Below are 23907 nucleotides of genomic sequence, written 5' to 3' on the forward strand. Positions count from 1 at the left end.
CTTAGCCGTCTGCGGGTGCGTCTAGGGCCCGCAGACGCGCCTGCACCTCCTGTGCCGTAAGTTTGGGTGCCCCGCCACCCAGCGTCTCCACTTCCTTTAACAACTCGGAAATTCCCACATTGATGGGCGCTGCCACATTGGCGACGCGCGCCAATCGCACAATCTTGCCCTGCAGCTCATCAATCTCGGTCCTACGACCTTTCTGAAGGTCCTCCCACATGGAACTGCGGGCACTGGGATCAATCGACAGCATGGTCTTCGCCACCAGCCGAAACGCCCAGGTTGGCAGCCGCAATATCCGCGGCACCAGCCCCATAGGCACCTTTGCCACAGGGTTCTGAAAAGCCATTTCCGCCGCCTGCAAAACCATCACAGCTTCCGCCATTTGCACCGCCATTAACCGCCGCCACCGCCTGTCCCCAAGCTGCTCCCGCAACGGCAAGCCTGACAGAGCATTCAGGGCATTGTTGAGGTTGATCAGCAGTTTGCCCCATTGCACGGCCGCAATGTCTACGTGTTCATGAATGGCCAAGCCCGGCACGCTCAGGTGCCGCCCCACGTGCCCGTGGCCCTTCTCAATAACGATGTCGCCACTGGTGCCGCGATGAAAGCGACCACCACCAACCCAGACCACATTAAACGGCACCATACCGGCCCGCACGTCCCAGCCCGGCAGCATCTCGCGCAGCAGCGCTGCGTTCGCCACCCCGTTCTGAAGGCTCACCACCACGGCATCTTGCGGCACATGCTCTGCTATCAGCGCCGCCATCTCTTCCGTGGCCCCGCTTTTCACCGTGACCAACACCACATCCGCTGCCGCCAAACATGCCGGGTCAACGCTCATCGCAAACCGATCCGGCGACAGGGCCACGTCCAAATCACCAAAATCCGTCAGCGTCAGACCATTCTGCGTGATCTCCTCAGCCGTGTCAGCCCGCAACAACAGCGTCACATCATGACCGCCGCGCGCCAACAGCCCGCCGACAAAACACCCAATACTGCCAGCTCCGGCCACCACAACCCTTGGCGTGCTCCTACGCCCCTGCGCCTCAGCCATCACGCGCTCCCTTTGTCCTCTCGCAAAGCCAGCTTAGGCGCACATCGGTCAACCGAACAACAAAAAGGGCGCCAGCACCGCGGACGCCCTTAGGTCACCCAATGAGGGAGAGTTTAGCTCTGAAGGCACCACTTCATGATCGCCTTCTGCGCGTGCAGCCGGTTTTCCGCCTCATCAAACACAGCCGAGTTTGGCCCATCCATCACGGCGTTGGTGGCCTCTTCGTTGCGGTGTGCCGGCAGGCAGTGCATGAACAGCGCGTCATCCTTGGCATGGCTCATCAACTCTTCGTTGACCTGAAACCCACGCAGCTGATTGTGGCGACGCTCCCGCGCAGACGGTGCATCATGCATGCTCACCCAGGTGTCTGTCACAACCAAATCCGCGCCCTGCACTGCTTTCACCGGATCGCGCTCGATCTCAACTTTCACACCTTTGGCGCGCGCTTCATCAATGAACACCTGTTCCGGATCCAGCGTCTGCGGGCCAGTGAAGGTCAGATCAAAGCCAAACTGCCCTGCCGCATGGGCAAAACTGGCAAACACGTTGTTGCCGTCGCCAGACCACACAACTTTCTTGCCCGCAATTGGACCCATCTTTTCCTCAAAAGTCAGGATATCCGCCATGATCTGACACGGGTGTGTACGGTTGGTCAGCCCGTTGATCACCGGCACTGTGGCATTCTCCGCCATCTCCAACAAAGTGGCCTCCTCAAAGGTCCGGATCATAATCAGGTCGACATAGCGGCTCAGCACCTTGGCAGTGTCCGCCACGGTCTCGCCATGGCCTAACTGCATTTCCGAGCCGGACAGCACCATGGTCTGCCCACCCATCTGGCGCACGCCAACGTCAAAGCTGACACGGGTCCGGGTGGACGGCTTTTCAAAGATCAGCGCAACCATGTGATCTTTCAGCGGAAGATCGTCATCCAGAGCGCCTTTTGGGCGACCATTGCGCGCGTCTTTGATGGACTTGGCGCTGTCAATCATGCTGCGCAGATCGTCCACAGCGGTCTTATTGATATCCAGAAAATGCTTCATCTTATTTGTCCTTAACCTTCTGCGCCAACTTGCGCGGCTGCCTTTTCAAGCCGCACAACGGCCTCGGCAATTTCCTCATCTGTGATGTTCAGGGGGGGCAACAGCCGCACCACATTGTCCGCTGCCGGTACAGTCACAACCTCGTTGTCGTAGCCTGCCGCCACAACGTCGCCACAAGCCGCGTTGGAACACTTCAGCCCCAACATCAGCCCGGCGCCACGCACCTCTTCGAATACTTCAGGGTGCTCCGCCACCAGCCCTTCCAGCTTCTGACGCAGCAAGCCCGCTTTGCGATTCACCTCCGCCAAAAACGCGTCCTCCGCGACCACATCCATAACCGCGCCGCCCACAGCACAGGCCAGAGGGTTGCCGCCATAGGTCGACCCATGTGTGCCCGCAACCATGCCGCTCGCCGCCTCTTCGGTCGCGAGAACCGCGCCCAATGGGAAGCCGCCGCCGATGCCTTTGGCCACCATCATGATGTCCGGCGTCACGCCGGCCCACTCATGGGCAAACAGCTTGCCAGTCCGGCCCACACCACATTGCACCTCATCCATGATCAGTAGAATGCCTGCCTCATCACAAATTGTGCGCAATGCCTTGAGGTCCTCATCTGCCATGGGACGAATACCGCCTTCACCTTGCACCGGCTCCACAATAATGGCTGCCGTCTGATCGCCAATCAGCGCCTTGGCCGCGTCCAGATCGCCCCAGGCCACCTGATGGAATCCCGGCAACAGTGGCCCAAAACCCGCTACGAGCTTCTCAGAACCAGCTGCCGCAATCCCGGCGGAACTCCGGCCATGGAACGCACCTTCAAACCCGATGATTTCCACCCGCTCCGGCTGGCCTTTGTCGTTCCAATACTTCCGCGCCATTTTCACCGCCAGCTCACAGCACTCTGTGCCAGAGTTGGTGAAAAACACTGTATCGGCAAACGTGCTGGCAACCAGCTTATCCGCCAGCGCCTGTTGTTGCGTGATGTTGTAGAGGTTGGACACATGCCAAAGCTTGCCCGCCTGTTCGGTCAGCGCTTCCACCAACACCGGGTTGGCGTGGCCCAATACGTTCACAGCAATGCCCGCGCCCAGATCCAGAAAACGTCGGCCATCCGCCTCGATCATCCAGCTTCCTTCACCCTTTTCAAACGTAAGGGCGGCGCGGTTGTATGTCGGCAAAACGGACGGGATCATGTCGATCTTCCTTTTCAGATCATGAGCCTTTGTGACTGCATCACTTGGGGCATTTACGTCAATGTTTTTGAGAGGTTGTGCGCCACTTTGCAGCGCAATGGATCAGGTACCGGTCACGCAGTGGCGCGTCGGCGTCGTACAAAAAGGATATCTGTGCGTTTGATCATATGCACTGACTAGAGCCATCCATGACAAATGGGAACCCCCAAGTGTCGATTTGCGCAAATTTTGTGACATCTACGCAAATCGGCACCCGAAAACCAACACCCACTCTGCCAGTTAGATGTCCCTTGCCAGCCCAAAGCCGCCGCCGCATAACCCTCAAATGAGCGAACAGCCCCTCCCCCGCAGCAATCCGGCCCTTGCTGCCGCACTGACCCTAGCAGCCTCCGCCTTCGCGGCTGGCACCACGCTGCTGGCCAAGGCACTTGGCACCGGCGCTTTGGGCCCAGAGCTGCACCCACTTCAAATCAGCCATGGCCGCTTTCTGTTTGCATTCCTCGGGTTTGCCACCGCAGCCATGGTCATCCGCCCGCAAATCACACGCCCCAACTGGGGGTTGCACATTGGCCGATCCACCTTGGGCTGGGGCGGCGTCACCCTGATGTTTGCCGCTGCGACTTTCATTCCGCTCTCTGATGCCACTGCGATCAGCTTCCTCAACCCGGTGGTTGGCATGTTGCTGGCGATCCCCTTCTTAGGCGAAAAAATCGGTCCTTGGCGCTGGGGCTCTGCCGCCCTCGCTTTCACCGGCGCCATGGTACTCACCCGCCCCGGCGCTGGCGCCTTGGAGTTTGGCGCTTTTCTGGCTTTGGGCGCGGCCTGCGCCATGGGCGGCGAACTGATCTTCATCAAGAAGCTCACCGGCCGCGAACGCCCTTTCCAAATCCTGCTGATCAACAACGCAATCGGACTGGCAATCGCCACGGCCGCAGCCGCCTTTGTCTGGCAAATGCCGACCTTACAACAATGGGCCGCACTCGCAGGCATTGGCCTGCTGATGGCCTCCGCGCAAACTTGCTTCATCAACGCCATGCGCCTGGCAGACGCCAGCTTTGTCAGCCCGTTTTTCTACACATCTCTGGCCTTCGCCGCGCTCTATGACGCCTTGGTGTTCTCGGTCCTGCCCGACGCAATCAGCTGGCTTGGCGCAGGCATCATCCTCTGCGCCGCCGCGGTACTGGTCTGGCGCGAAGCCCGAAATAGTTAAGCCAGAAACGCAAAAGGCCCCGCCAAAGCGGAGCCTTTCAAATCCTGTGTTGTCAGCCGATCTTACTCTGCTGCAATCAATTCACCCGCCAGCGCCTTGTGGATCAACGCAATGGTTTCCTCCACGCCATAAAGCGCGATAAATCCGCCAAACCGAGGCCCTTGGGACGCCCCCAGCAGCACCTCATAGATCGCCTTGAACCAATCGCGCAGCGGCTCAAACCCGTGGGTCTTACCAATCGCAAATACAATCGACTGCAGGAACTCTTCATCCGCAAAATCCGGCTCCGGCAGCGGATCGTCATTGCCCACTTTCGCATTCTTCGCGGCAATCACCGCCAGCGCCGTCTCCGCAGAGTTCAACGCCCCAGCCAAGTCTTCAAGCGCCGCACGCTCCTGATCGGTTGGCGCACGGTACTCTTTTGCCGGCTTCACAAAGTCATTGAAGTAGCTGACCGCATGGCCCGCCGCCGCATCCATACCCGGATGGGTTTCCGCCGTCGCATCGGGCGCATACTTATTGATGAAGCCCCACATGGTTGCCTTGTCCTCGGCAGAAGACGCCGACGCCAGATTCAGCAACATCGAGAACGGCACCACCATATCGGACTGCGGCACGTCACCACCGTGGATGTGCCACACCGGGTTGTTAAGCTGCGCCTTGATGTCCTGCGCGTGATAGGCGCGCAGCTGCTGATGATACTCGTCCACCGCCTTCGGGATCACATCAAAGTGCATCCGCTTGGCGGTTTTGGGCTTCTGGTACATGAAGTACGCAAGGCTCTCCGTGGAGGCATAGGTCAACCACTGGTCAATCGACACACCGTTGCCGGACGACTTGGAAATCTTCTGACCGTTTTCATCCAGGAACAGCTCGTAAGAGAAGTGATTTGGCTGACGCCCGCCCAACGCACGACAGATCGCATCATAGATCTTTTCGTTGGTGGCGTGCTCTTTGCCATACATCTCAAAGTCCACGCCCAGCGCCGCCCAGCGCGCGCCAAAGTCCGGCTTCCACTGCAACTTCACATTGCCGCCGGTCACAGGCACAGTCCACTCTTTGCCGTCCTCATCATCAAAGGTGACAGTGTAGGTCTCCGCACAGACCTTTTTCATCGGTACGTACAACACGCGCCCGGTTTCAGGATGCAGCGGCAGGAAAATCGAATAGGTTGCCGCCCGCTCTTCCCGCAGCGACTTCAGCATGATCGCCATGACCTCGTCATACCGCTCCACGGCCCGTTTCAGGATCTCATCAAACTGACCGCTGCGATAAAACTCCTTGGCGGAGTAAAACTCATACTCAAAGTTGAACGTATCGAGGAACCGGCGCAGCATGGCGTTGTTGTGATCGCCAAAGCTCTCATGCGTGCCAAAAGGATCCGGCACTGACGTCAGCGGCATCTGCAGATACGCCTCCAGCTGCTCCGGATTCGGAACGTTGGACGGCACTTTACGCATGCCATCCAGGTCATCTGAGAAACAGATCAACTTGGTTGGAATGTCACTGATCGCCTCAAAGGCGGTCTTGATCATTGTGGTCCGGGCCACTTCGCCAAAGGTGCCGATATGTGGCAGGCCGGAAGGACCGTAGCCTGTCTCAAACAGCACATATCCCTTCTCCGGCGCAGCCTTTGCATAGCGTTTGAGAAGCTTGCGCGCTTCTTCAAAGGGCCAGGCTTTGGATACGAGGGCTGCGTCGCGCAGGTCAGACATTGTCCATCTCCGATGTCGGGATTGGTTTCAGCAAAATCATGCCCAGCGCTTCATTACACCAGACAATCCGCCGCTTCCTATTGCTCCTTGCGGGGTCAGTCAATATTCTGCACCGCAACAAGGTTATTTCAAAGGATTTCCCAGTGCCGGATAAGACCCCAACAACCCTCACGCCACAAGACTGCCTTGTTGCCGTGATGATCGCCGTATCGGCCTCTGACGAAAACATCCGCACTGCAGAGCTGGTGAAAATTCAAGTTGCCGTGAACAACCTCCCGGTCTTTGCCGAATATGACATCGACCGCATGCAACATGTCAGCCAACTGGTGTTTGAACTGTTTGAGCAGGAAGATGGCCTGGCAGCACTGTTTGGCCTTGTGCGCCACGACCTGCCGGAACATCTGTTTGAAACCGCTTACGCGCTGGCCTGCGATGTGGCTGCGGCGGATGGCACCCTGGCAGAAACCGAGCTGCGTATCTTGGAAGAAATCCGTTACGAGCTGGAAATTGACCGCCTGCACGCCGCTGGCATCGAACGCGGCGCCCGCGCCCGTCACATGGTCTGACACATCCCTGCGGTTATCAGGTTGCGCCTGATGACCGCGCCTCTTTGGCGATGATCGACAGAAGCTCCCGCTTGCGGAAAGGCTTGCTCAAAAAGTCATCCATCCCCGCCTCCAAGCTGGCATCAATATCACTGGGCTGTGTATTTGCGGTCAGCGCAATGATTTTACAGGGTTTTTGACCGGCCTCTGTTTCAAACGCGCGAATGTGTCGGGTTGCGTCCAGCCCCCCCATCACAGGCATCAACAGATCCATCAGGATCATATCCCATTCCCCATTTTGATACGCATCTACCGCCGCTTTGCCGTCCTCGACAAACGTCAGCGCTGCGCCGGTTGGGGCCAGCATCTTTTTCACCACCAACTGGTTGGTCTTGTTGTCCTCGGCCACCAGCACTTTTGTCCCCTGCAACGAAGGCACGCTCTCCGCATCTCCTGATAAATGCGCGGGCGACACAACCAGCTCAAAGTCCAATTGGGGGGGGCGGTCCTCTTTGTTTGGCGACGGCGCACAACACGGCGGGGCCTGTACATCTTGAGGTTCTGCAACCGGGAGATTCAGACACACTTTGAAGGTCGCCCCTTCCCCCCGTGCACTGTACACCGAGACCTTGCCCCCCATGCGCTCGACCACGGCGCGCGTGATTGCCAATCCCAATCCAGTGCCCTCCTCCCGCTGCATTGCAGGCCGGTCCACCTGTTCAAATGCGGAGAAAACCATCTCGTGATCTTCAGGCGCTATACCCGCACCGGTATCAGACACCGCTATCCGTAAAGGCCGCATCTCCCCCTGCACATAGGTCACACCAACACAGACATGGCCGTCTGTGGTAAACTTAATCGCATTGCCAATCAGATTGAGCAGCACCTGCCGAACTCGTGTTCCGTCCCCCACAAAGCTGTCCGGCAGTTCCGGCGGATAATTCTCCAGCAGAACCAAGCCCTTGGTCTCAGCCCGTGCGCTCAACAATGTGATTGTTTCCGAAATCAGGCTGCGTAGAGAGAACGGCTCAATATGCAGCGTGATGGTCTCAGACTGAATTTTGGAGAAGTCCAACACATCGTTCACAATCTCCAACAACGCATTCGCCGAATTAAAAATCGTTTCCGAGAACAGCCGCTGCTGATCGTCCAGCGCGGTGTCCCGTAACAGTTCGCACATCCCCAAAATACCATTCATCGGCGTGCGGATCTCATGGCTCACATTGGCCAAAAACCGCTCTTTGGCCCGCACCGCCAGCTCTGCCTTCTCCTTGGCAACTTTGGTCAACTCCAGCGCATCGTCGCGCTCCTTGTTGGCCGACACATCCATGGATGAACCAACAAGATGGGTCAATTTTCCGTCTTTGTTAAACAACGGGCTCAAGGTGGTGCGCATCAAAGCAACCCGATTGCCGCGCGGGAAAGGAACCTCGTAAGTCACCTCTTCCGCTTGCGCGATAACACTCAGATGGTGCGCCAATCCCCGCTGGCCAACTTTCCCGCCGAACACCTCAAGCGCAGTTTTTCCGACCACCTGCTCCAATGTGAAATCTGTATACTGAAGTGCCGCGGCATTGGCGGCAACGTAACGCGGCATGCCGTCATCGCACACTTCCAAGACAAACACAGAAAACGCGACCTTGTCCAAAAATGCGAACGGATCGATCTGCTCGTTGCCTATCACAGGTCACCCCTTGTTGCCGTCGTCGTCCCTATCCACACATGGCCAGCGACCGATGCAACGGATGGTAAGCGAGACGTGTCTAAAATCCGCCCTAAATTTACAGCGTTTGGTTAATAAATTCTAAAATTGGAATTGGTTCAAGCGCCCGCTTGCCCCAGAAATATACTACTTTTGTTGTAACAGCTTAGCGGATTTCTTAAAGCGGCATTTGGTCCCACAGGGCACGCATCACCCCTAACTTGCAACCGCAGAAATCAACTCGCCCTTTCGAAAGGGTTTGCTCAAAAATTTGTCCATGCCGGCCTCCAGACAAGCCTTGGCGTCACTGGGCTGTGCATTGGCTGTCACCGCAATGATCTTACACGCCGGACGCGCCGCATCTTTCTCGAACGCGCGAATTTGGCGCGTGGCTTCAAGCCCCCCCAAAACCGGCATCGACAAATCCATCAGGATCAGATCACACCCACCTGCCTTGTAAGCATCCACCGCCTGTTGGCCGTCCGGGACAAATCGCAAATCCGCGCCAGTTGGCCCAAGCATCTTACTCACCACCAGTTGATTGGTGCGGTTGTCCTCAGCAATCAGGATTTTCATACCGGTCAGCGATGGCATGTCCTCAACAGGCACGTGCACGGGGGCCACATCCACATCAATGCCTCTCCGCGAAGCCAGGGGGGCCGGTTGATTTGATACCGCCGGTTGCGCATGTGACAGCGCGCCTTCGGCTTCCGGAAAATTCAACCGCACGTCAAACGTCGCCCCGGCTCCCTCTGCGCTGGTCACGGAAATCACACCGCCCATGCGCTCCACCAACGCCTTGGAAATGGCAAGGCCAAGGCCGGTGCCGTCCTCGCGATGTGCCGCCGGATTATCGACCTGTTCAAAAGCTGCGAAAATCTCTGTCTGCAGCTCCGGCGCGATACCCACCCCTGTATCCGCAACCGACAAAACCAACGGATGCAATGCATCCCCCATGTCTTGTGTCACAGACACGGTGATATGCCCCTTCTCCGTAAACTTGATCGCGTTGCCAATCAGGTTCAACAACACCTGACGCACCCGTTTGGCATCTCCCACAAACCCATGTGGCACCATCGGCGCATAATCTGTGTGCAACACCAAGTCCTTGCTCTCCGCGCGCGTGCTCAACAGTGTGGTCACTTCCATAATCACCTGCAACAAAGAGAACGGCTCTTCGACCAACGACACTTTTTCTGCCTGTATTTTGGAGAAATCCAGCACGTCATTCACAATACCCAACAACGCATTGGCAGAGTTGTGAATTGTATCTGAATACAGCTGTTGCTGCGGCGACAGGCCGGTTTCCTGCATCAACTCGGACATGCCCAAAATGCCATTCATCGGCGTGCGAATTTCGTGGCTCATATTGGCCAGAAACCGCTCCTTTGCCTTACTGGCCTCTTCAGCCTTCTCCTTGGCAATCCTGGTCAGTTCAAGCGCTTCATCCCGCTCTCGCTCTGGAGTGACGTCAATGCTGACCCCAATCAAATGCGTCATCACACCGGCCTCATCAAAAACCGGCGTCAATGTCGTGCGCAGATCAAGCACCTTTTTGGGAAACGGAATAACCGCCAGATAAGTCGTGGTTTGGGCGGCCTCGATCACAGCGAGGTGTTTTGCCAGCGCACGATCCCCCATGGCCCCGCCATAAATTTCATACGCAGTCTTGCCAACAATCTCCTCCGGACTGCGTTTCACCAGGTTACACCCCGCCTGGTTCATCATCACATACCGCGGCAAGCCATCCTCGCCAATTTTCAACACAAAAACGGAGGTCGGAAGCGCGTTCAAGAGCGCGAAATAGCCAGGGAAATCCAGTTCTGTCACGCAGGCACCTGTCATGTCGTCAACACCATAAAGACGCTGAGAAATTTCATTGTAGTTCATAGCTGATTAACTGTTACCAAACTGTTGCAACCAAACAAAATCAGGCGCCTTACCTCCAATTGCACTGCTGAAAACCACAGCCGCGATGTCTTCCGTCCTTAAACATGCATTTCTGCAGCACCTTTACCACTGCCACAAGTGCCAAATGACCTGTGTTTGTTGAGATCGGGACACACAGGCGCCCACTTATGGGCATCTTGGCGAACGGTATTACCAGTTGATAATGGAAATCAGCTCGCCCTTGCGAAACGGTTTGCTCAGAAAGTCATCCATGCCCGCCTTCATACAGGCTTCCGCATCGCTGGGTTGCGCATTGGCGGTCACCGCAATGATCTTACACGCCGGCCGCGCCACATCCTTTTCATAGGCCCGGATTTGCCGTGTGGCCTCCAGCCCCCCCAACACCGGCATCGAGAGATCCATCAGGATCAAATCACATTCGCCTGCCTTATATGCATCCACCGCCTGCTGCCCGTCCGGCACAAACTGCAACGCCGCGCCGGTTGGCCCCAACATTTTGCTGATCACCAACTGGTTCACGCGATTGTCTTCCGCCACTAGGATCTTCATCCCGTTGAGCGGCTCACCCGACTGCGGTTGCGTTTCCGCCTCCAACCGCCCGGCCTGCACCTCCATCGGCGGGTAAGAGGCAATCAAAAGTTCCTCAACCTCTTGCACCTCAACCACTTCTTGGGTCACCGGCAGCGCCAGAGACACGGTAAAGGTTGTGCCTTCTCCCACCGTGCTGTCCACTTCGATTTTGCCATGCATCCGTTCAACCAGCGCCTGCGATATGGTCAGGCCCAACCCGGTCCCGTCCTCCCGACGTGTCGCCAAATTGTCGATCCGCTCAAAGGCTGAAAAGATCATCTTCTTTTCGGAGTCCGCAATGCCTGGGCCTGTGTCCTGAACGATCAGCTTCAAGGGCCAGCGCTTCGCATCGGGATTGTAGGCAACCCGCACATCCACCTGTCCGGTTTCGGTGAATTTGATCGCATTGCCGATCAGGTTCAAAAGGATCTGCCGAACCCGGCTTGCGTCACCCAAGAAATTGGACGGCAGGGCGTCGCCATACCCTACATGAATGCGAAGCCCTTTTGCCTCCGCCCGAATGCTCAGCAACGTGGCGATTTCCGCGACCAAATCCCGCAACGAGAACGGCGCGTCATGGATCGACAATTTGCCAGCCTGAATTTTGGAAAAATCCAGCACGTCATTGATAATATCCAAAAGCGCGTTGGCTGAGCTGGAGATCGTATCCGAATACAGCTTTTGCCGGTTATTCAACATCGTCTCACGCAAAAGCTCACACATGCCAATAATGCCATTCATCGGTGTGCGGATTTCATGGCTCATATTGGCCAGAAACTGCTCTTTGGCTTTATTGGCTTGCTCAGCTTTATTTTTGGCAATTTTGGTCAACGCCAATGCGGCGTCACGCTGCTTCTCAAGAGTGATGTCCGCCGAACACCCCAAGACATGGGACAGCGTGCCATCCTCATAATAAATCGGCGTCAGAGTAGTGCGGATTTCCATCACGTTTTTGGCAAAGGGGAAGGTAATCTCGTAGGTCGCCTCTTCGCCGCTCTCAATCACACTGAGATGCTTGGCAAGTGCGCGCTCTCCGGTGATACCGCCAAAAATCTCAGCTGCAGTTTTTCCAACCACAAAATCTGGCTCCAACTGCGCAGTTGCGCGCGCCAGACGGTTCATCATCAAATAGCGCGGCAGCCCATCTTCGGCCACTTCAAGCACGAAGATGCCCATTTGGACCTCTTCCAAGAACGCAAATTCATCCAGTCTATCGCGTTTCCGCACGTCTCATCCCGCAACCTGACGGCCCAATAAAAGTGGGCAATTAAACTCTAGCTCAAATTATTCCGAACTGGTTACCGAAACCTTGCCGGTCGCGTCTTTCGGTTGGCGCGTCAACTGGTTGATCGCCCTTGCTGCGCCATACGCCACCGCGAACCCATTGATAAAACTATCAACGAGGCCGCAAAGCCACGTCAAGAAATTTGAAAAGACAGAAAGGCTTAGAATGTGCGTTTACAGTCATAGCGGGAATGGCAAAAACTCAAGCGCCGTATACCGTGCCCCAGCGCTCAATCAGCTTCTGCTGTAACTTCTTGGCACGCCCATTATAGGTCCGTGCCCCCTGAGGCCGCTCCCGATCCGCGCCAATCAGCCGGTCGCGCGCGTTGATATCGGCCCCAAAAATTGCAAAAGCCAAATCACGCCCATCCGGTGTGGTCACATACCCCGCCAGCGCACTGACAAAATGCAACGTGCCGGTCTTGGCCAAAACCTTCAACGGATGGCCTTTGTTGACCTTGCCATTGGCGTCGCGCAACGCGATGTTTTTTAAGATCGGGCGCAGCACCGCATGTTGCCCTGCCTGCGCCAGCATCAGCGCCATTTCATCCGCCCGCAACCGCGACTTTTCTCCCAAACCTGAGTGATCCACCAGCGCTGCGCCACGCATGCCCAAGCTTTCGGACGCCCAGGCATTCATCGCGGCCGCGGAGGCTTTGACCGAGCCGGGCTGGGCTCCACGGGCTTGACTGGCCGCCATGCCCACCATCTCAGCGGTGAGATTGGTGGAATACTTCAACATTGCTTTGAGGATGTCTTTGAGTGCCGGGCTGCTCTTGCGTGCCAACACCGCGCCACGCGGCGGGGTTTGCGTTTTCTTTGGCGCCTTTAGGGTAATCCCATGCGCCCGCGCCAGTGTCCGGAAGACCTCACCGGCATAGACCTCCGGCTCGCGCACCGGCAACCACCGCGCACCACCTTTGCCCAGTGCGCCGCTGGCCACAGTCCAATGATCCCGCCCGCCCTGCGACTTGTAAGTGTAAACCGGCACACTGCGCTTCACGATTTTCATGCGCGCAACATCGACTTCGGGCCGGTACTTGTCGCTGCGCCCGTCCATGGCCACGGAATAGCCGTTGGCCCCACGTTTCCATTCAAAATGCACGCGATTGTAGTTCAACGAGATGCCCGACACTGCCGGATTATATCCCGCGTGATCCGGCTGTTTCCTGTCAATCCGTTCAACCGACGGCAAAGCCCCGCCCCAGACCAGAAATTGCCCCCTGACTTCTCGCACGCCCGCCGCTTTCAGCGTGCGCGCCAGATCCGCCAAACCATTGGTGTCCAGGGTTGGATCCCCGCCGCCGCGCAGCACCAGATCTCCTCGCAACACCCCGTTGGAAATGTTGCCCACGGCCACCAAACTGGTCTGAAACCGGTGGTTGGGCCCGAGGTAAGCCAAAGCATAAAGCGCGGTGAGAACTTTGGTGACACTGGCAGGCGGCAAGCCGCTGCTGGCCTGATGCCCTTCCAGCACCGCGCCATCCCCCATCCGCGCCACTGCAAAACTGACCTTGCCGGTCAGCCCGCTGTCGCGGATCAGCGCGTCTGCCGCCGGTGCCGCCTTGGGCAAGGCTCTGACCGACGACGGCCGCAAAACCGGCCGCAGAGAGCGCGCTGGGGCGTCCGCCAAAACAGACGTGCCAAGCGACGCAACACTCAAACTCAAAAATGCACGGCGGGAAAATACCTTCGTCATATGTAAAACTTTAGCCTTTTGCGCCCCGCCGGTTCAACCCGCCGTTCCGCAATTCTCTGTTTGCAATCACGCATCAATACACCGACTTTTTGTCTCAGAACAAACATGTTACCCCGCATACATGTGGAAAACCTTTGCCTTGATGTTTGTCGCCATGTCGATGATCCCCGCCGGGGACACCGCCGGCAAACTCATGACCCAGGTCCACGGCACCAGCCCGCTGTTTGTCGCCTGGTCACGCTTTGTGCTCGGCAGCCTAATTGCCCTGCCACTGCTGCGGCCAGACACCCTGCGTCTGCTCGCCAACTGGCGCATCTGGCTGCGCGCCGCCCTGCTCACCGGCGGCATCACCTGCATCCAAACCGCATTGCAATCCGCGCCACTGGCGGATGTTTTCGCCGCCTTCTTCATTGGCCCACTGTTTTCCTACCTGCTGTCCGTCTTGCTGCTTGGCGAAACCGTCACCCGCGCCCGCAGCGCCCTCATGGGCCTGGGTTTCCTTGGCGTGATGCTGGTGGTCCGCCCCAGCTTTGACATGTCCCCCGGCCTGCTCTGGGCGCTGGCCGCAGGCCTGTTCTACGGCGCCTTCCTCACAGCCTCCCGCTGGCTCGCCCCGATTGCGCGCCCCACCAGCCTGCTGTTCACACAGCTGTTCCTGGCAGCGGTGATGATGACCCCCTTCTGCCTGGACCAAGTTCCACCAATGACACCAACCCTCGCAGGCCTCACCGCCACCAGCGCCATCCTCTCGATGGGCGGAAACTTTCTGCTGCTGTTTGCCTACGCCCGCGCCGAAGCCGCCGTACTCGCGCCGTTTGTCTACCTACAACTGGTCAGCGCAGTGGCGCTTGGCTGGCTGGTCTTTGATGATCTGCCCGACACCTACACCTGGCTCGGCCTCAGCCTCATCATCGGCGCCGGCATCGCCTCCGCCCTGATGTCGCGGATCAGAACCGGCGTTCCACGCCAATCTGAATCCCCAACACCCGCGAATTAAACGCCTCCACATCACTTCGCATGCGTTCGGCATCAATCTGAAAATAGGGCGTGTAGCCGCCAGGCAAAAACGTGTTGGTTTTCTCCAGCCGCAGGCTGCCGCCAATCCCGGTCTCATCCGCGCTGTTCACCCAAGACGCATGCTGCTCCAGCACATCCCGATGTCGCACATAAAGCCGCGGCGACAAAGTCCAGCCTCGCCCCACATCCACGGAAGAATAAATGCTCCACTTCAGGCTTTGATACCCCTGACGCCCAACCCACATCTGATCTGCGGTCCGGCGTTCGTAATACAGCTCTGTCCCCACAATGGACCGCCCACCAACTGAGCGCCGGAACCCGGCCAATGCCGACATAAAGCGCCCATCAAACGCCGAGTTGGCCCGGTTGTCGACAACAGCATAGGACAAACCGCCGTAGGCCGATCCCCCCATCAGACTACGACGCTCAAACGCCGCTTCAATGCCAAACCGATCCTCATAAGGGTCCCCTGCCGCCCACTGCGTTGAGGCAAAAGGCGCAATCGACGCGGTGGTCTTCTCAGACAACAGTCGCAAGCCAAACTTGGCCCGAAGTTGCAGGCTGTCATACCGCCGCCCTTCCGCCTCCAGCAGGTCAAACCCTAAGCTGGCAAACCCCAGAGAGGTGGTCGTTCCGGCCGCATTGCTGCCCAGCGCACGCCGGAAATTCATCGCTCCGGTGGCGGTCACCGCAGGCAAACGCTCTTCGTCTGCGCGGGTGATCGAAAACGGCAGCACCCCAAAGGCGGTGTTGGCATTCACAATATCGCTGTCATAGGTCCGCGAGCCACCGGCGGTGGTGAAGCCAATCGACAGATCCCAGTCAAAGCCGCGTCGCGCATCAATCTGTCGAATGAAGGACAGAACCGTTTTGCGCACGGGTTCGGGTAGATCACCGGACAACACCCGGAAAAACTCCTCCCGCGAGCGCGCCCACTGTTGCGCCATAAAATACGCCCGCGCAAGCTCTAGCCGTACGCGGATCAGTTTTGGATCAAGGGCCAGAATATCCTGCAGAAGCGGTATCGCCGCCTCAGGTTGTCCCGCATCCAGCGCCGCCATGGCCTGATCAAAAGACCGCTCAATTTCCAGGACTGTTGCAGGTGGGGTCGTGGCTTGAGCCTGTCCTGGCATCATCGCTGCTGCCGCAAACAGAAGCGCAAGCGCCAACAGACAGAAGTGCGGTTTTGTAGACAGTACCTTGGCCATTCTGGTTACCCCAATGCTGTGCCCTTTTCAGAGCTACCCCCGCTGTCGCGAGGGGCTGTTCGCATTCGCCTTGTAAGACGAATTTCTTAATTGCCGCCAAACGCGCCGGTGTAATTGCCGATTGCACCGTTCATCTCGAAGGTTCCGCCAACTTCCTGCGCTTCGTCGCCGTAGAAAGAGCCGTCCATCGTGCCGGAGCTAGTCGCGCTAAATGGAACTACGCCATTGATATTCGCAGTGAACCCGTTGCCGTCGACTGTGCCGGTGCCGGCAAAGTCCAGATGTTGTCCACGCCAGGCATTGCCACCGGAGAGATTGCGCACATAGGTATTGGTGCTGGCCACGCTCACGCTAGAGAAATCAGACGTTGTCACGCCAACTTGGGATTCCGCCACAAGCGCGCGCCCATCAGTGGTGACCACCATGCCAACAGAACGGCCGGAGAAGGTTGCAGACCCGCTGCTTGGCATGTCGGCGGTTGCCGTGCGGCTCCCAAAGCTGCCCACACTCACACTGCCGCTAGACGTGCCCACACCGTTGGCCCACATGCCAAAAGTCTGGTGATCAAAATCCAATGCATCCGCATTGCCCATCCAACCGCGTTTTTCGCCATTGGAAGACCGTGCGGTGATCAGCAATGAATCCATGCCATCGTCAATTCTGTCGCCGTCAGCACCAAATCGCGTGGTGGCGCTGCCATTGTTCATCCCCAGGGATTCCAGCTCGCCAACGTTGGTGCCAATTTCCAAGGAACCATTGCGCGCGCTGTCTGGGCTTCCGCCTGTGACATTGCCGTCTCCGTCTGTCGACATTGACGCAGTGCGGACGCGACCATTCAGAGTGGTGTCACCATGCGCAAGATACAGGCGATCGCCCGCCATATCATTCAGGCGGTCACCCACTTCATTTTCCACATAAGATTCGATTGTGCTTTTGCAGCCTGCAATCGACACCAAAGCGCCAACTGCCATCATGGCCTTGATAGATGTGTTCAGCATTTTCTTGTACCCGTAAGAAGTTTATTTCGTTGGTCAGAGAAGAGCGCTGATCTTGATTTGGTTCCCACCGGCTCACTCTTGAGCTTCAACCAAAACTGTTTTCCTTAACGGGCGGTTTCGGCATTCCTTACAGGGGATTAACCCTCCGAAACCTCTTAAAAATTGAGCGTTATCCCACATAAATGCAGTCAAAATGCAAAATAGAGATCACATATTTTTCTGTGACCGCAACGGCCCAAAATTCACGTTTGATTGCCACAAGCGCCGTGAAATCAAGCGGTTCTCCGGACAAGGGAACAGGCGAGTGAAATTGACTAAAAAACCGCGTAGGTGACGCACGTTTAGCTTTTGCCAACTAATCGGCTGGCACTTTGCATTTTAGAAAAACTCGACTGCTTCAAATTGAACAGAAACGGCACATTCTGGCCATGAATTTTCCCCGCCTCAAACTGAGATTTTGCATGGGGCCCTGACGGAATCACCCCACCGACAGACGGTCAGCCTCTCGGTTTCCCATCAAAATACGGGAGCCGAGGCGCACCTCAATCAACCTGATCGGGAAGATAGCGGCCCCATTTGGCCGCAAATGCGTCCGCCAAATCGATGCCTTGCCAATTGGCAAAGACCATCAGGAAGCCAAACAGGTCCGCCGCTTCATCTATCAGGTTTTGACGCGCCTCTGTCAAAGCGACCTCACCCCGCTGCGCCCCTTGTGTCGCCAGATAGGCCGCCTGCAACTCGCCCAGCTCTTCGGTCATCTTGGCCAGATACCACGCAGCATCCCGATGAATGCCAAACCGCGCGGCATAGATGTCAGAGACCGCAGCCGCCTGTCTGGTTAGCGCGCGAACATCACTTTCGTTTAGTGCCAGCACTGGCGCTTGTGTCATGGCGTTAACATCTTCCCTGTTCAAAACCGCACCTCCGCAAAACAGTCACAAAACCGACGTGATACCGACGCCCTATTTGCCGTTGCTTGACGGGGTAAACAGATCGTTCTGGTCCCTTGGTCGCGGCGCGCTCAGACCTAGATGTGTCCAGGCTTTCTGCGCCAACATCCGCCCGCGCGGGGTGCGCTGGATCAAGCCTTGCTGCAGGAGAAACGGCTCAATCACTTCTTCAATGGCATCCCGGCTTTCGCTCAGTGCAGCGCTGATTGTGTCGATCCCCACCGGCCCACCAGCGTAGTTTTCGGCAATGAACAGCAGGTAACGCCGGTCCGCCCCATCAAGGCCAAGGTTATCCACCCCAAGCCGCGTAAGTGCCCCGTCTGCAAGGGATTTTGTGATAACACCGTCGCCTTCAACCAAGGCAAAATCCACCACCCGCCGCAGCAAGCGTCCGGCAATCCGGGGCGTCCCGCGCGAGCGCCGCGCAATCTCCCGTGCGCCACCATCATGTGCAGGCACCCCCAGCTTGTTGGCATTGCGGGTGACAATCTCGTTGAGCTCATCCTCGGTATAGAACTGCAACCGCGTCGGAATCCCAAAACGATCCCGCAATGGCGTGGTCAACAAACCCAACCGCGTCGTAGCCCCAACCAGCGTAAACGGTTGCAATTCAATCCGAACCGTCCGCGCCGCCGGCCCCTCCCCGATCACCAGATCAAGTTCAAAGTCCTCCATCGCCGGATAGAGAACCTCTTCCACCGCAGGATTAAGACGATGAATTTCATCGATAAAAAGCACATCTCTGGATTCTAGGTTGGTGAGGATCGCCGCCAGATCACCAGCCTTAGCCAACACCGGACCAGAGGTCATTCGGAAGTTCACCCCCAGCTCCCGCGCCATGATTTGCGCCAAAGTGGTCTTCCCCAAACCAGGCGGTCCATGGAACAACGTGTGATCCATCGCCTCGCCACGACGGCGTGCACTCTCAATAAAGATCCGCAAATTGGCGCGGGCTTCCGCTTGACCAATGAACGCGTCCAGCTCCTGTGGGCGCAGCGCACGATCAGCATCCTCCGGCCGGGCTTCCGGGCGCAATGTTGGGTCTGGTTGTTCCATCATTTACCCCTTTGGAGCCAACAACTTAAGCGCGGCCCGGATCAAACCGGACGTATCCGCCTCAGGATCTTCTCCCGCGGCCTGCGCCACGGCGCCAGCCGCATCAGCAGGCCCATATCCGAGGTTGCCCAAAGCCGACAAAGCGTCCGCCTGCACACTCATCGAGGCCGCCGCCGCTGCGCCACTGGCCGCAGACGCGCCACCGGAATTCATCGGCGTACGGGCCACATCCTCAATCACATCTTCCGCCCCTGCGTCGTCCTCTCCGGACATAGATGCGAGGGTTTCCCCAAGACTGCCTCCCAGCGCCATAAGCTCTGGGGCCTTGTCTTTTAGTTCAATCACAACACGTTGCGCTGTTTTGGGCCCAACACCTTTGGCGGCTTTGATCGCCGCCACATCACCCAAGGACACCGCTCGGCTCACACCATCTGCGCCCAAGGCCCCAAGGATCGCCAGGCTTGCCTTTGCGCCAATGCCCTGAACGCTGATTAGCAACCGGTGCCATTCTTTTTCAAACAAACTTGGAAAACCAAACAGTTGCAGCAAGTCTTCACGCACCAATAGGTCTGTGTACAGCGCAACCGGCTCCCCCACGCCTGGCAACGCCGCAAGTGTTCGGTCCGAGCAATAGACCATATAGCCCACACCGCGCACATCGATCAGCACGTGATCCGTACTGCGATATTCCAGCCGCCCGGAAATCTTGCCAATCATGCCTGTGCCCTCTTCAATGCTTCGGCGTAGCCCGCCCCGGCCCGCGCGTAGTGGGCGTGGCACATGGCGATCGCCAAAGCATCAGCCGCATCCGCCCCGGCAATTTTCACGCCCGGCAATTGCAACTTCACCATATGCTCCACCTGATGTTTCTCAGCATGCCCCACGCCAACAATGGTTTTCTTCACCTTGTTTGGCGCATACTCACCAATGTGCAATCCTGCCTGCGCAGGCACCAAAAGTGCAACGCCACGTGCCTGACCCAGCTTCAGTGTCCCTGCGCCGTCTTTATTCACAAAGGTCTGTTCAATCGCCGCATGATCCGGAAGAAACCGCGCCACCACATCGGTGAGCTGTTCATGCAGTGAGAGCAAGCGTGCAGCCAAGTCTTGCCCAACCGAATGACAAACGCCATTGGCCACGTGGCTCATTTTGCTGCCATCGGCGTCAATCACGCCCCAGCCCATGTTTCGCAAGCCCGGATCGATTCCCAATACACGCATGTCATGCCCCAATTGTGTTCTATTTTCTTATTATGTTCTGTGAGGTAGCACGAAACGGGAACAAACGCCAAGCCTGAAGAAAACCGTTTACCGGATTTCTTTGGGTGCGGCGTTTTGTCGGCCGTCGTCAACCCCGGCATTCATGTGCCAAATGCGACACTTCATGGTGGCAAATACGACCTTATTAATAAGGTGTTTCGACGATGCCCCACCTATGCAAAACCCACATGGCTCCTATGCGATTTTGCCCCTTGCTGGTGGCGAAATTGCCTCCTATTTGCGGCCAATCGAAACACAGACCATAGCTACTGTAAGAAAGGATTTCTGATATGGCCGCCTTCGAACATACGTCGACCTCTGGTTTTGCTGGCCGTGTTGGTCAGCCGATCTTCGCGGTTGTTGCCCGGTTTATCGACTGGAACGAAAAACGCCGCACCCGCAACGCTCTGGCCATGCTCAGCGACCGCGAGTTGGACGACATCGGACTGTCCCGATCCGACGTCTACGCGATCCGCTGAGCGCAGCTCCACCGCTCACGGTTTTTCGGCCAAGCGTTCACAAACCGCTGCCTCCTAGGGGCAGCGGTTTTTTGTGTTTCCACGATTCTGCAAAAAAACGGCCCCGGGGAGAGAGACCCGGGGCCGTGTGGGATCTTGGAGGGATCCACGGAAACTTTAGAGTGTTAGAGTTTGGTGTTGATTTGCGTCGCAATCCAGCGGGACACGGGATCGGGGGCCATGGTCCAAGCTGCTGCCTTTTCCACCGCTGTGCCACCGCTCAACCGCGCAATGTCCTGAGAATAGAAGTCAGGGCCAAACTGAGACATCATGATTCCTTTGATCATGAAGAAAGACACAACCACGGTGAACAGGCCTGCCCAAGGGATACCCCGACGGCGACCCGCGCCTTTTACGATCATGTAACCGTTGCGATTGATCACAACAGATTCACGGCCCACACGACCGGTCTTCGCCTGCTTGCGATAGATCCGTGCAAGGCGATCATGAAATTCTGCGTAAGATTCACTCATGGCAACTAACTCAGGTTTGGCCCCCACCAAACATGGCTAAATCTGGTCTCGAAATGTGGCGAAAATAAGGCGCAAAGCCGAAAATAAGGCAAATTATCGACAAATCTGACCGCAATTATGCGCTTCTGCGGGAAGAACGGAAACAGCTAGTCTCTGCCGTGCATACTGTCCAAAAAAGAGAAACAAAACCAGCCCCGCAGACAAAAAAATGGGCGACTGATGCCAGTCGCCCATTTTGATTCTAGAGGAAGGTTTTTCCGGTGATTTAGCCGCGACGTGCCATTGTCAGCGTGGTCCACTCGCCAATCTCTTCGCGCGTATGCACGTCAAAACCAGCTGCATCGTAAGCAGCAACCACATCGTCCGCTTGTTCGTTCAAGATACCGGATAGAATTGCATATCCCGCAGCGGCAATATTGGCGCCCATGTCCGGTGCCAGATCAATCAGCGGCGCTTTCAGGATGTTAGCAAACACCAAATCATACGGCGCCTTTGCCGCCAAATCCGGGTGACCAAAGCCCGCGGCCTCCAAGCAAACAACCTTACCGTCCAAACCGTTGGCGGTGACGTTGGCCTGCGCCACATCCACAGCCACCTCGTCAATGTCGCTGACGAGCACAAGGTTTGGCCAAATCCGCGCCGCGCCCATGCCCAACACGGCTGTGCCGCAGCCGATGTCCGCCACGTTTTGGCCAACAAAGCCCTCATTGGCCACACGGTCGAGCGCTTTGAGACAGCCCAACGTCGTGCCGTGATGCCCGGTGCCAAAGGCCATCGCCGCCTCAATCAACAGCGGCTCAGCCCCTTCAGGGATCTTGTCTGCATCATGGCTGCCATAGACAAAGAACCGCCCAGCAGCGACCGGTGCCAGCTCGCGTTTCACGTGGGCCACCCAATCGGTTTCCGGCAACTCAGACACGACAAAGGGTTTTGCGCCAAAAGCAACCGCCAGCACGGCCAGCCCCGCCTCATCCGGTGCCTCAACAAAGTAGCCGCCAATTTCCCAGAGGCCGGACCCGTCTTCGACCTCAAACACACCCACGCCGGTGGGTTCCGGCACCAGCCGCTCCATCGCCTCGCCCAGCGCTTCGGCCTGCTCTTTGCCCATCAATGTGGTCAGTGCGGTGAATGTCGGCATGTCTGTCTCCTATAGGGTTGCGCAGGGCCTAGGGTCTCCCCTTGGCCCCGTCAAGCCTGCGGACCACGAAACTACTCCGCGGCAGCCGCCAGAGGACGGGTCAGGCGGGTTTCATTGCCTTTTTCAGGGTGACGCGGGATCAGGAACGCCAATCCGAGCGAGACTGCGGCCATTGCTGCGGCCAGCACAAACACCGCGCCGGGGGAGGCCAGCCACAACAGGCCGAGCAACACCGGCAGGAACACCGCCGCGATGTGGTTGATGGTAAAAGCCACAGCTGCCGTCGGCGCCATGTCTTCCGGATCTGCGATTTTCTGGAAATAGGTCTTCAACGCCAAAGCCAAAGAAAACAGCAGGTGGTCCACGACATACAGCGTCGCCGCCAGTGCAATGCCCCAACCAAAGAAATAGATGCCGCCATATGCAAGAAAGACGATCACCAGACCAGCATATTCAAAGATCAAGGTGCGCCGCTCGCCAAACCGTGACACAGCCTCGCCGATCATTGGGGCAATGATCATATTGGCAATCAAGTTGATCAGGTACAGCGCGGTGATTTCATGCACATCAAAACCGAAGCGCTCAACCATCATGAAGCCAGCAAAGACCACAAAGATCTGACGCCGCGCACCCGCCATAAACTGCATGGCGTAGTAGAGCCAATAGCGTTTTTTCAGCACCATTTTCCGGGCCTGGGGTGTGCGCCCTTCAAACTGCGGAAAGGCCACAAAACAATAGAGCGCGATCAGCGCCGTGATCCCGCCACCGGCGAGGTAAACCACGTCATAGTCCCAGTTGTACCGCTTCCAGCCCAGCACAATGATACCATAAGCCAACAGAGTGGCCGCCGAACCCGCGGCCACGAGCCAGCCCAGCACCTTCGGCGCGCGCTTCTTATCGAGCCATTGCAGCTGCAGCGACTGGTTCACGGTTTCATAGTAGTGAAAGCCAATCGAACTCAGCAGAGTGATCATCAAGATTCCGCCCATCGACGGGAAATAGGCGGTAAGCGCTGTTGCAACGCCAAGCAGCGCCAGTGACACCAGTCCCAACACTTGTTCCCGAATGAAAAGCAGCAGGAAGATCACGCCAATTGCCAGAAATCCTGGGATCTCGCGGACGGTGTGCAGCAGACCAATGTCGGACCCATCAAAATCCGCCACTTCAATCACAAAATTGTTGAGCAGCGCGCTCCAGGTGTTGAAGGCGATGGGCATGGCCAACGCCATGAGGAACAAGAGTGTGATCGGGCGACGCCACCACGGCAGCAGATGCGCGTCATCAATGGGGATTTTTCTGAACATGTGCAGCAAATACGCCGATTGATAGAGAAAGGCGAGATCAAAAGGGCGCACAGACTGGCG

The 23907-nt window shown here is 57.2% G+C and carries 21 protein-coding genes; 4 read left to right on the forward strand and 17 right to left on the reverse strand.

Annotation, left to right across the window (positions count from 1 at the left end):
• Position 1: 1 nt before the first annotated feature.
• From Q0955_RS17055 to Q0955_RS17065, 3 genes are all read right to left on the reverse strand, one after another.
• Positions 2 to 1057, reverse strand: coding sequence for a 2-dehydropantoate 2-reductase (locus Q0955_RS17055; RefSeq protein ID WP_299426699.1), 1056 nt, complete (start codon positions 1055 to 1057; stop codon positions 2 to 4).
• A 113-nt stretch (positions 1058 to 1170) separates the two neighbouring features.
• Entirely contained in the window at positions 1171 to 2097 is a 927-nt protein-coding gene (argF, locus tag Q0955_RS17060) for an ornithine carbamoyltransferase (RefSeq protein ID WP_299426702.1), read from the reverse strand.
• 11 nt (positions 2098 to 2108) lie between these two features.
• On the reverse strand, positions 2109 to 3290 hold the full coding sequence (locus Q0955_RS17065; protein WP_299426705.1) for an aspartate aminotransferase family protein: 1182 nt from the start codon (positions 3288 to 3290) through the stop codon (positions 2109 to 2111).
• A gap of 325 nt (positions 3291 to 3615) precedes the next feature.
• Here Q0955_RS17065 and Q0955_RS17070 point away from each other — a divergent pair, with 325 nt between their 5' ends.
• On the forward strand, positions 3616 to 4500 hold the full coding sequence (locus tag Q0955_RS17070; protein WP_299426708.1) for a DMT family transporter: 885 nt from the start codon (positions 3616 to 3618) through the stop codon (positions 4498 to 4500).
• 62 nt (positions 4501 to 4562) lie between these two features.
• Here Q0955_RS17070 and Q0955_RS17075 read toward each other — a convergent pair whose 3' ends face one another.
• Entirely contained in the window at positions 4563 to 6215 is a 1653-nt protein-coding gene (locus tag Q0955_RS17075) for a lysine--tRNA ligase (RefSeq protein ID WP_299426711.1), read from the reverse strand.
• A 143-nt stretch (positions 6216 to 6358) separates the two neighbouring features.
• Here Q0955_RS17075 and Q0955_RS17080 point away from each other — a divergent pair, with 143 nt between their 5' ends.
• Positions 6359 to 6781: a tellurite resistance TerB family protein gene (locus tag Q0955_RS17080; protein ID WP_299426714.1), complete on the forward strand. Its 423-nt coding sequence runs from the start codon at positions 6359 to 6361 to the stop codon at positions 6779 to 6781.
• A 16-nt stretch (positions 6782 to 6797) separates the two neighbouring features.
• Here Q0955_RS17080 and Q0955_RS17085 read toward each other — a convergent pair whose 3' ends face one another.
• The 4 genes from Q0955_RS17085 to dacB form a co-directional block, all read right to left on the reverse strand.
• Entirely contained in the window at positions 6798 to 8444 is a 1647-nt protein-coding gene (locus Q0955_RS17085) for an ATP-binding protein (protein ID WP_299426717.1), read from the reverse strand.
• Positions 8445 to 8678: 234 nt separating this feature from the next.
• Positions 8679 to 10352: an ATP-binding protein gene (locus tag Q0955_RS17090; protein WP_299426720.1), complete on the reverse strand. Its 1674-nt coding sequence runs from the start codon at positions 10350 to 10352 to the stop codon at positions 8679 to 8681.
• Between the two features lie 210 nt (positions 10353 to 10562).
• Positions 10563 to 12119, reverse strand: coding sequence for a PAS domain-containing hybrid sensor histidine kinase/response regulator (locus tag Q0955_RS17095; RefSeq protein WP_299426723.1), 1557 nt, complete (start codon positions 12117 to 12119; stop codon positions 10563 to 10565).
• 310 nt (positions 12120 to 12429) lie between these two features.
• Positions 12430 to 13926 (reverse strand): D-alanyl-D-alanine carboxypeptidase/D-alanyl-D-alanine-endopeptidase, encoded by a 1497-nt coding sequence (gene dacB, locus Q0955_RS17100; RefSeq protein WP_299426726.1) that lies wholly within the window; start codon positions 13924 to 13926, stop codon positions 12430 to 12432.
• A 121-nt stretch (positions 13927 to 14047) separates the two neighbouring features.
• On the opposite strand from dacB, the gene Q0955_RS17105 reads away from it, so the two are divergent.
• The gene (locus tag Q0955_RS17105) at positions 14048 to 14923 is read left to right on the forward strand and encodes a DMT family transporter (RefSeq protein ID WP_299426729.1); all 876 of its coding nucleotides are present in this window, start codon (positions 14048 to 14050) and stop codon (positions 14921 to 14923) included.
• Here the strand turns inward: Q0955_RS17105 and Q0955_RS17110 are convergent.
• The 6 genes from Q0955_RS17110 to ruvC all read right to left on the reverse strand — a co-directional run bounded on the left by Q0955_RS17110 (position 14874) and on the right by ruvC (position 20375).
• Entirely contained in the window at positions 14874 to 16151 is a 1278-nt protein-coding gene (locus tag Q0955_RS17110; RefSeq protein WP_299426732.1) for a porin family protein, read from the reverse strand. The two genes, Q0955_RS17105 and Q0955_RS17110, sit on opposite strands and share 50 nt — an antisense overlap.
• A gap of 86 nt (positions 16152 to 16237) precedes the next feature.
• The gene (locus Q0955_RS17115; protein ID WP_299426735.1) at positions 16238 to 17149 is read right to left on the reverse strand and encodes a transferrin-binding protein-like solute binding protein; all 912 of its coding nucleotides are present in this window, start codon (positions 17147 to 17149) and stop codon (positions 16238 to 16240) included.
• Between the two features lie 542 nt (positions 17150 to 17691).
• The gene (locus Q0955_RS17120; RefSeq protein WP_299426738.1) at positions 17692 to 18039 is read right to left on the reverse strand and encodes a hypothetical protein; all 348 of its coding nucleotides are present in this window, start codon (positions 18037 to 18039) and stop codon (positions 17692 to 17694) included.
• 72 nt (positions 18040 to 18111) lie between these two features.
• Positions 18112 to 19155, reverse strand: a complete 1044-nt coding sequence (gene ruvB, locus Q0955_RS17125) for a Holliday junction branch migration DNA helicase RuvB (RefSeq protein ID WP_299426741.1) — start codon at positions 19153 to 19155, stop codon at positions 18112 to 18114.
• 3 nt (positions 19156 to 19158) lie between these two features.
• Entirely contained in the window at positions 19159 to 19872 is a 714-nt protein-coding gene (ruvA, locus tag Q0955_RS17130; RefSeq protein ID WP_299426744.1) for a Holliday junction branch migration protein RuvA, read from the reverse strand.
• Positions 19869 to 20375, reverse strand: coding sequence for a crossover junction endodeoxyribonuclease RuvC (gene ruvC / locus Q0955_RS17135; protein ID WP_299426747.1), 507 nt, complete (start codon positions 20373 to 20375; stop codon positions 19869 to 19871). The genes ruvA and ruvC overlap by 4 nt, the downstream gene beginning before the upstream one ends.
• Before the next feature lie 329 nt (positions 20376 to 20704).
• On the opposite strand from ruvC, the gene Q0955_RS17140 reads away from it, so the two are divergent.
• The gene (locus Q0955_RS17140) at positions 20705 to 20893 is read left to right on the forward strand and encodes a DUF1127 domain-containing protein (RefSeq protein WP_299426750.1); all 189 of its coding nucleotides are present in this window, start codon (positions 20705 to 20707) and stop codon (positions 20891 to 20893) included.
• Between the two features lie 164 nt (positions 20894 to 21057).
• On the opposite strand, the gene Q0955_RS17145 is transcribed toward Q0955_RS17140, so the two are convergent.
• The 3 genes from Q0955_RS17145 to Q0955_RS17155 all read right to left on the reverse strand — a co-directional run bounded on the left by Q0955_RS17145 (position 21058) and on the right by Q0955_RS17155 (position 23847).
• Positions 21058 to 21405, reverse strand: coding sequence for a hypothetical protein (locus tag Q0955_RS17145; RefSeq protein ID WP_299426752.1), 348 nt, complete (start codon positions 21403 to 21405; stop codon positions 21058 to 21060).
• Between the two features lie 265 nt (positions 21406 to 21670).
• Positions 21671 to 22543, reverse strand: coding sequence for a 50S ribosomal protein L11 methyltransferase (locus Q0955_RS17150; protein ID WP_299426755.1), 873 nt, complete (start codon positions 22541 to 22543; stop codon positions 21671 to 21673).
• Between the two features lie 71 nt (positions 22544 to 22614).
• The gene (locus Q0955_RS17155) at positions 22615 to 23847 is read right to left on the reverse strand and encodes an MFS transporter (RefSeq protein WP_299427032.1); all 1233 of its coding nucleotides are present in this window, start codon (positions 23845 to 23847) and stop codon (positions 22615 to 22617) included.
• Positions 23848 to 23907: the final 60 nt, after the last annotated feature.

This window comes from uncultured Shimia sp. (assembly GCF_947493595.1).
In the GTDB taxonomy this organism is placed as follows: domain Bacteria; phylum Pseudomonadota; class Alphaproteobacteria; order Rhodobacterales; family Rhodobacteraceae; genus Shimia.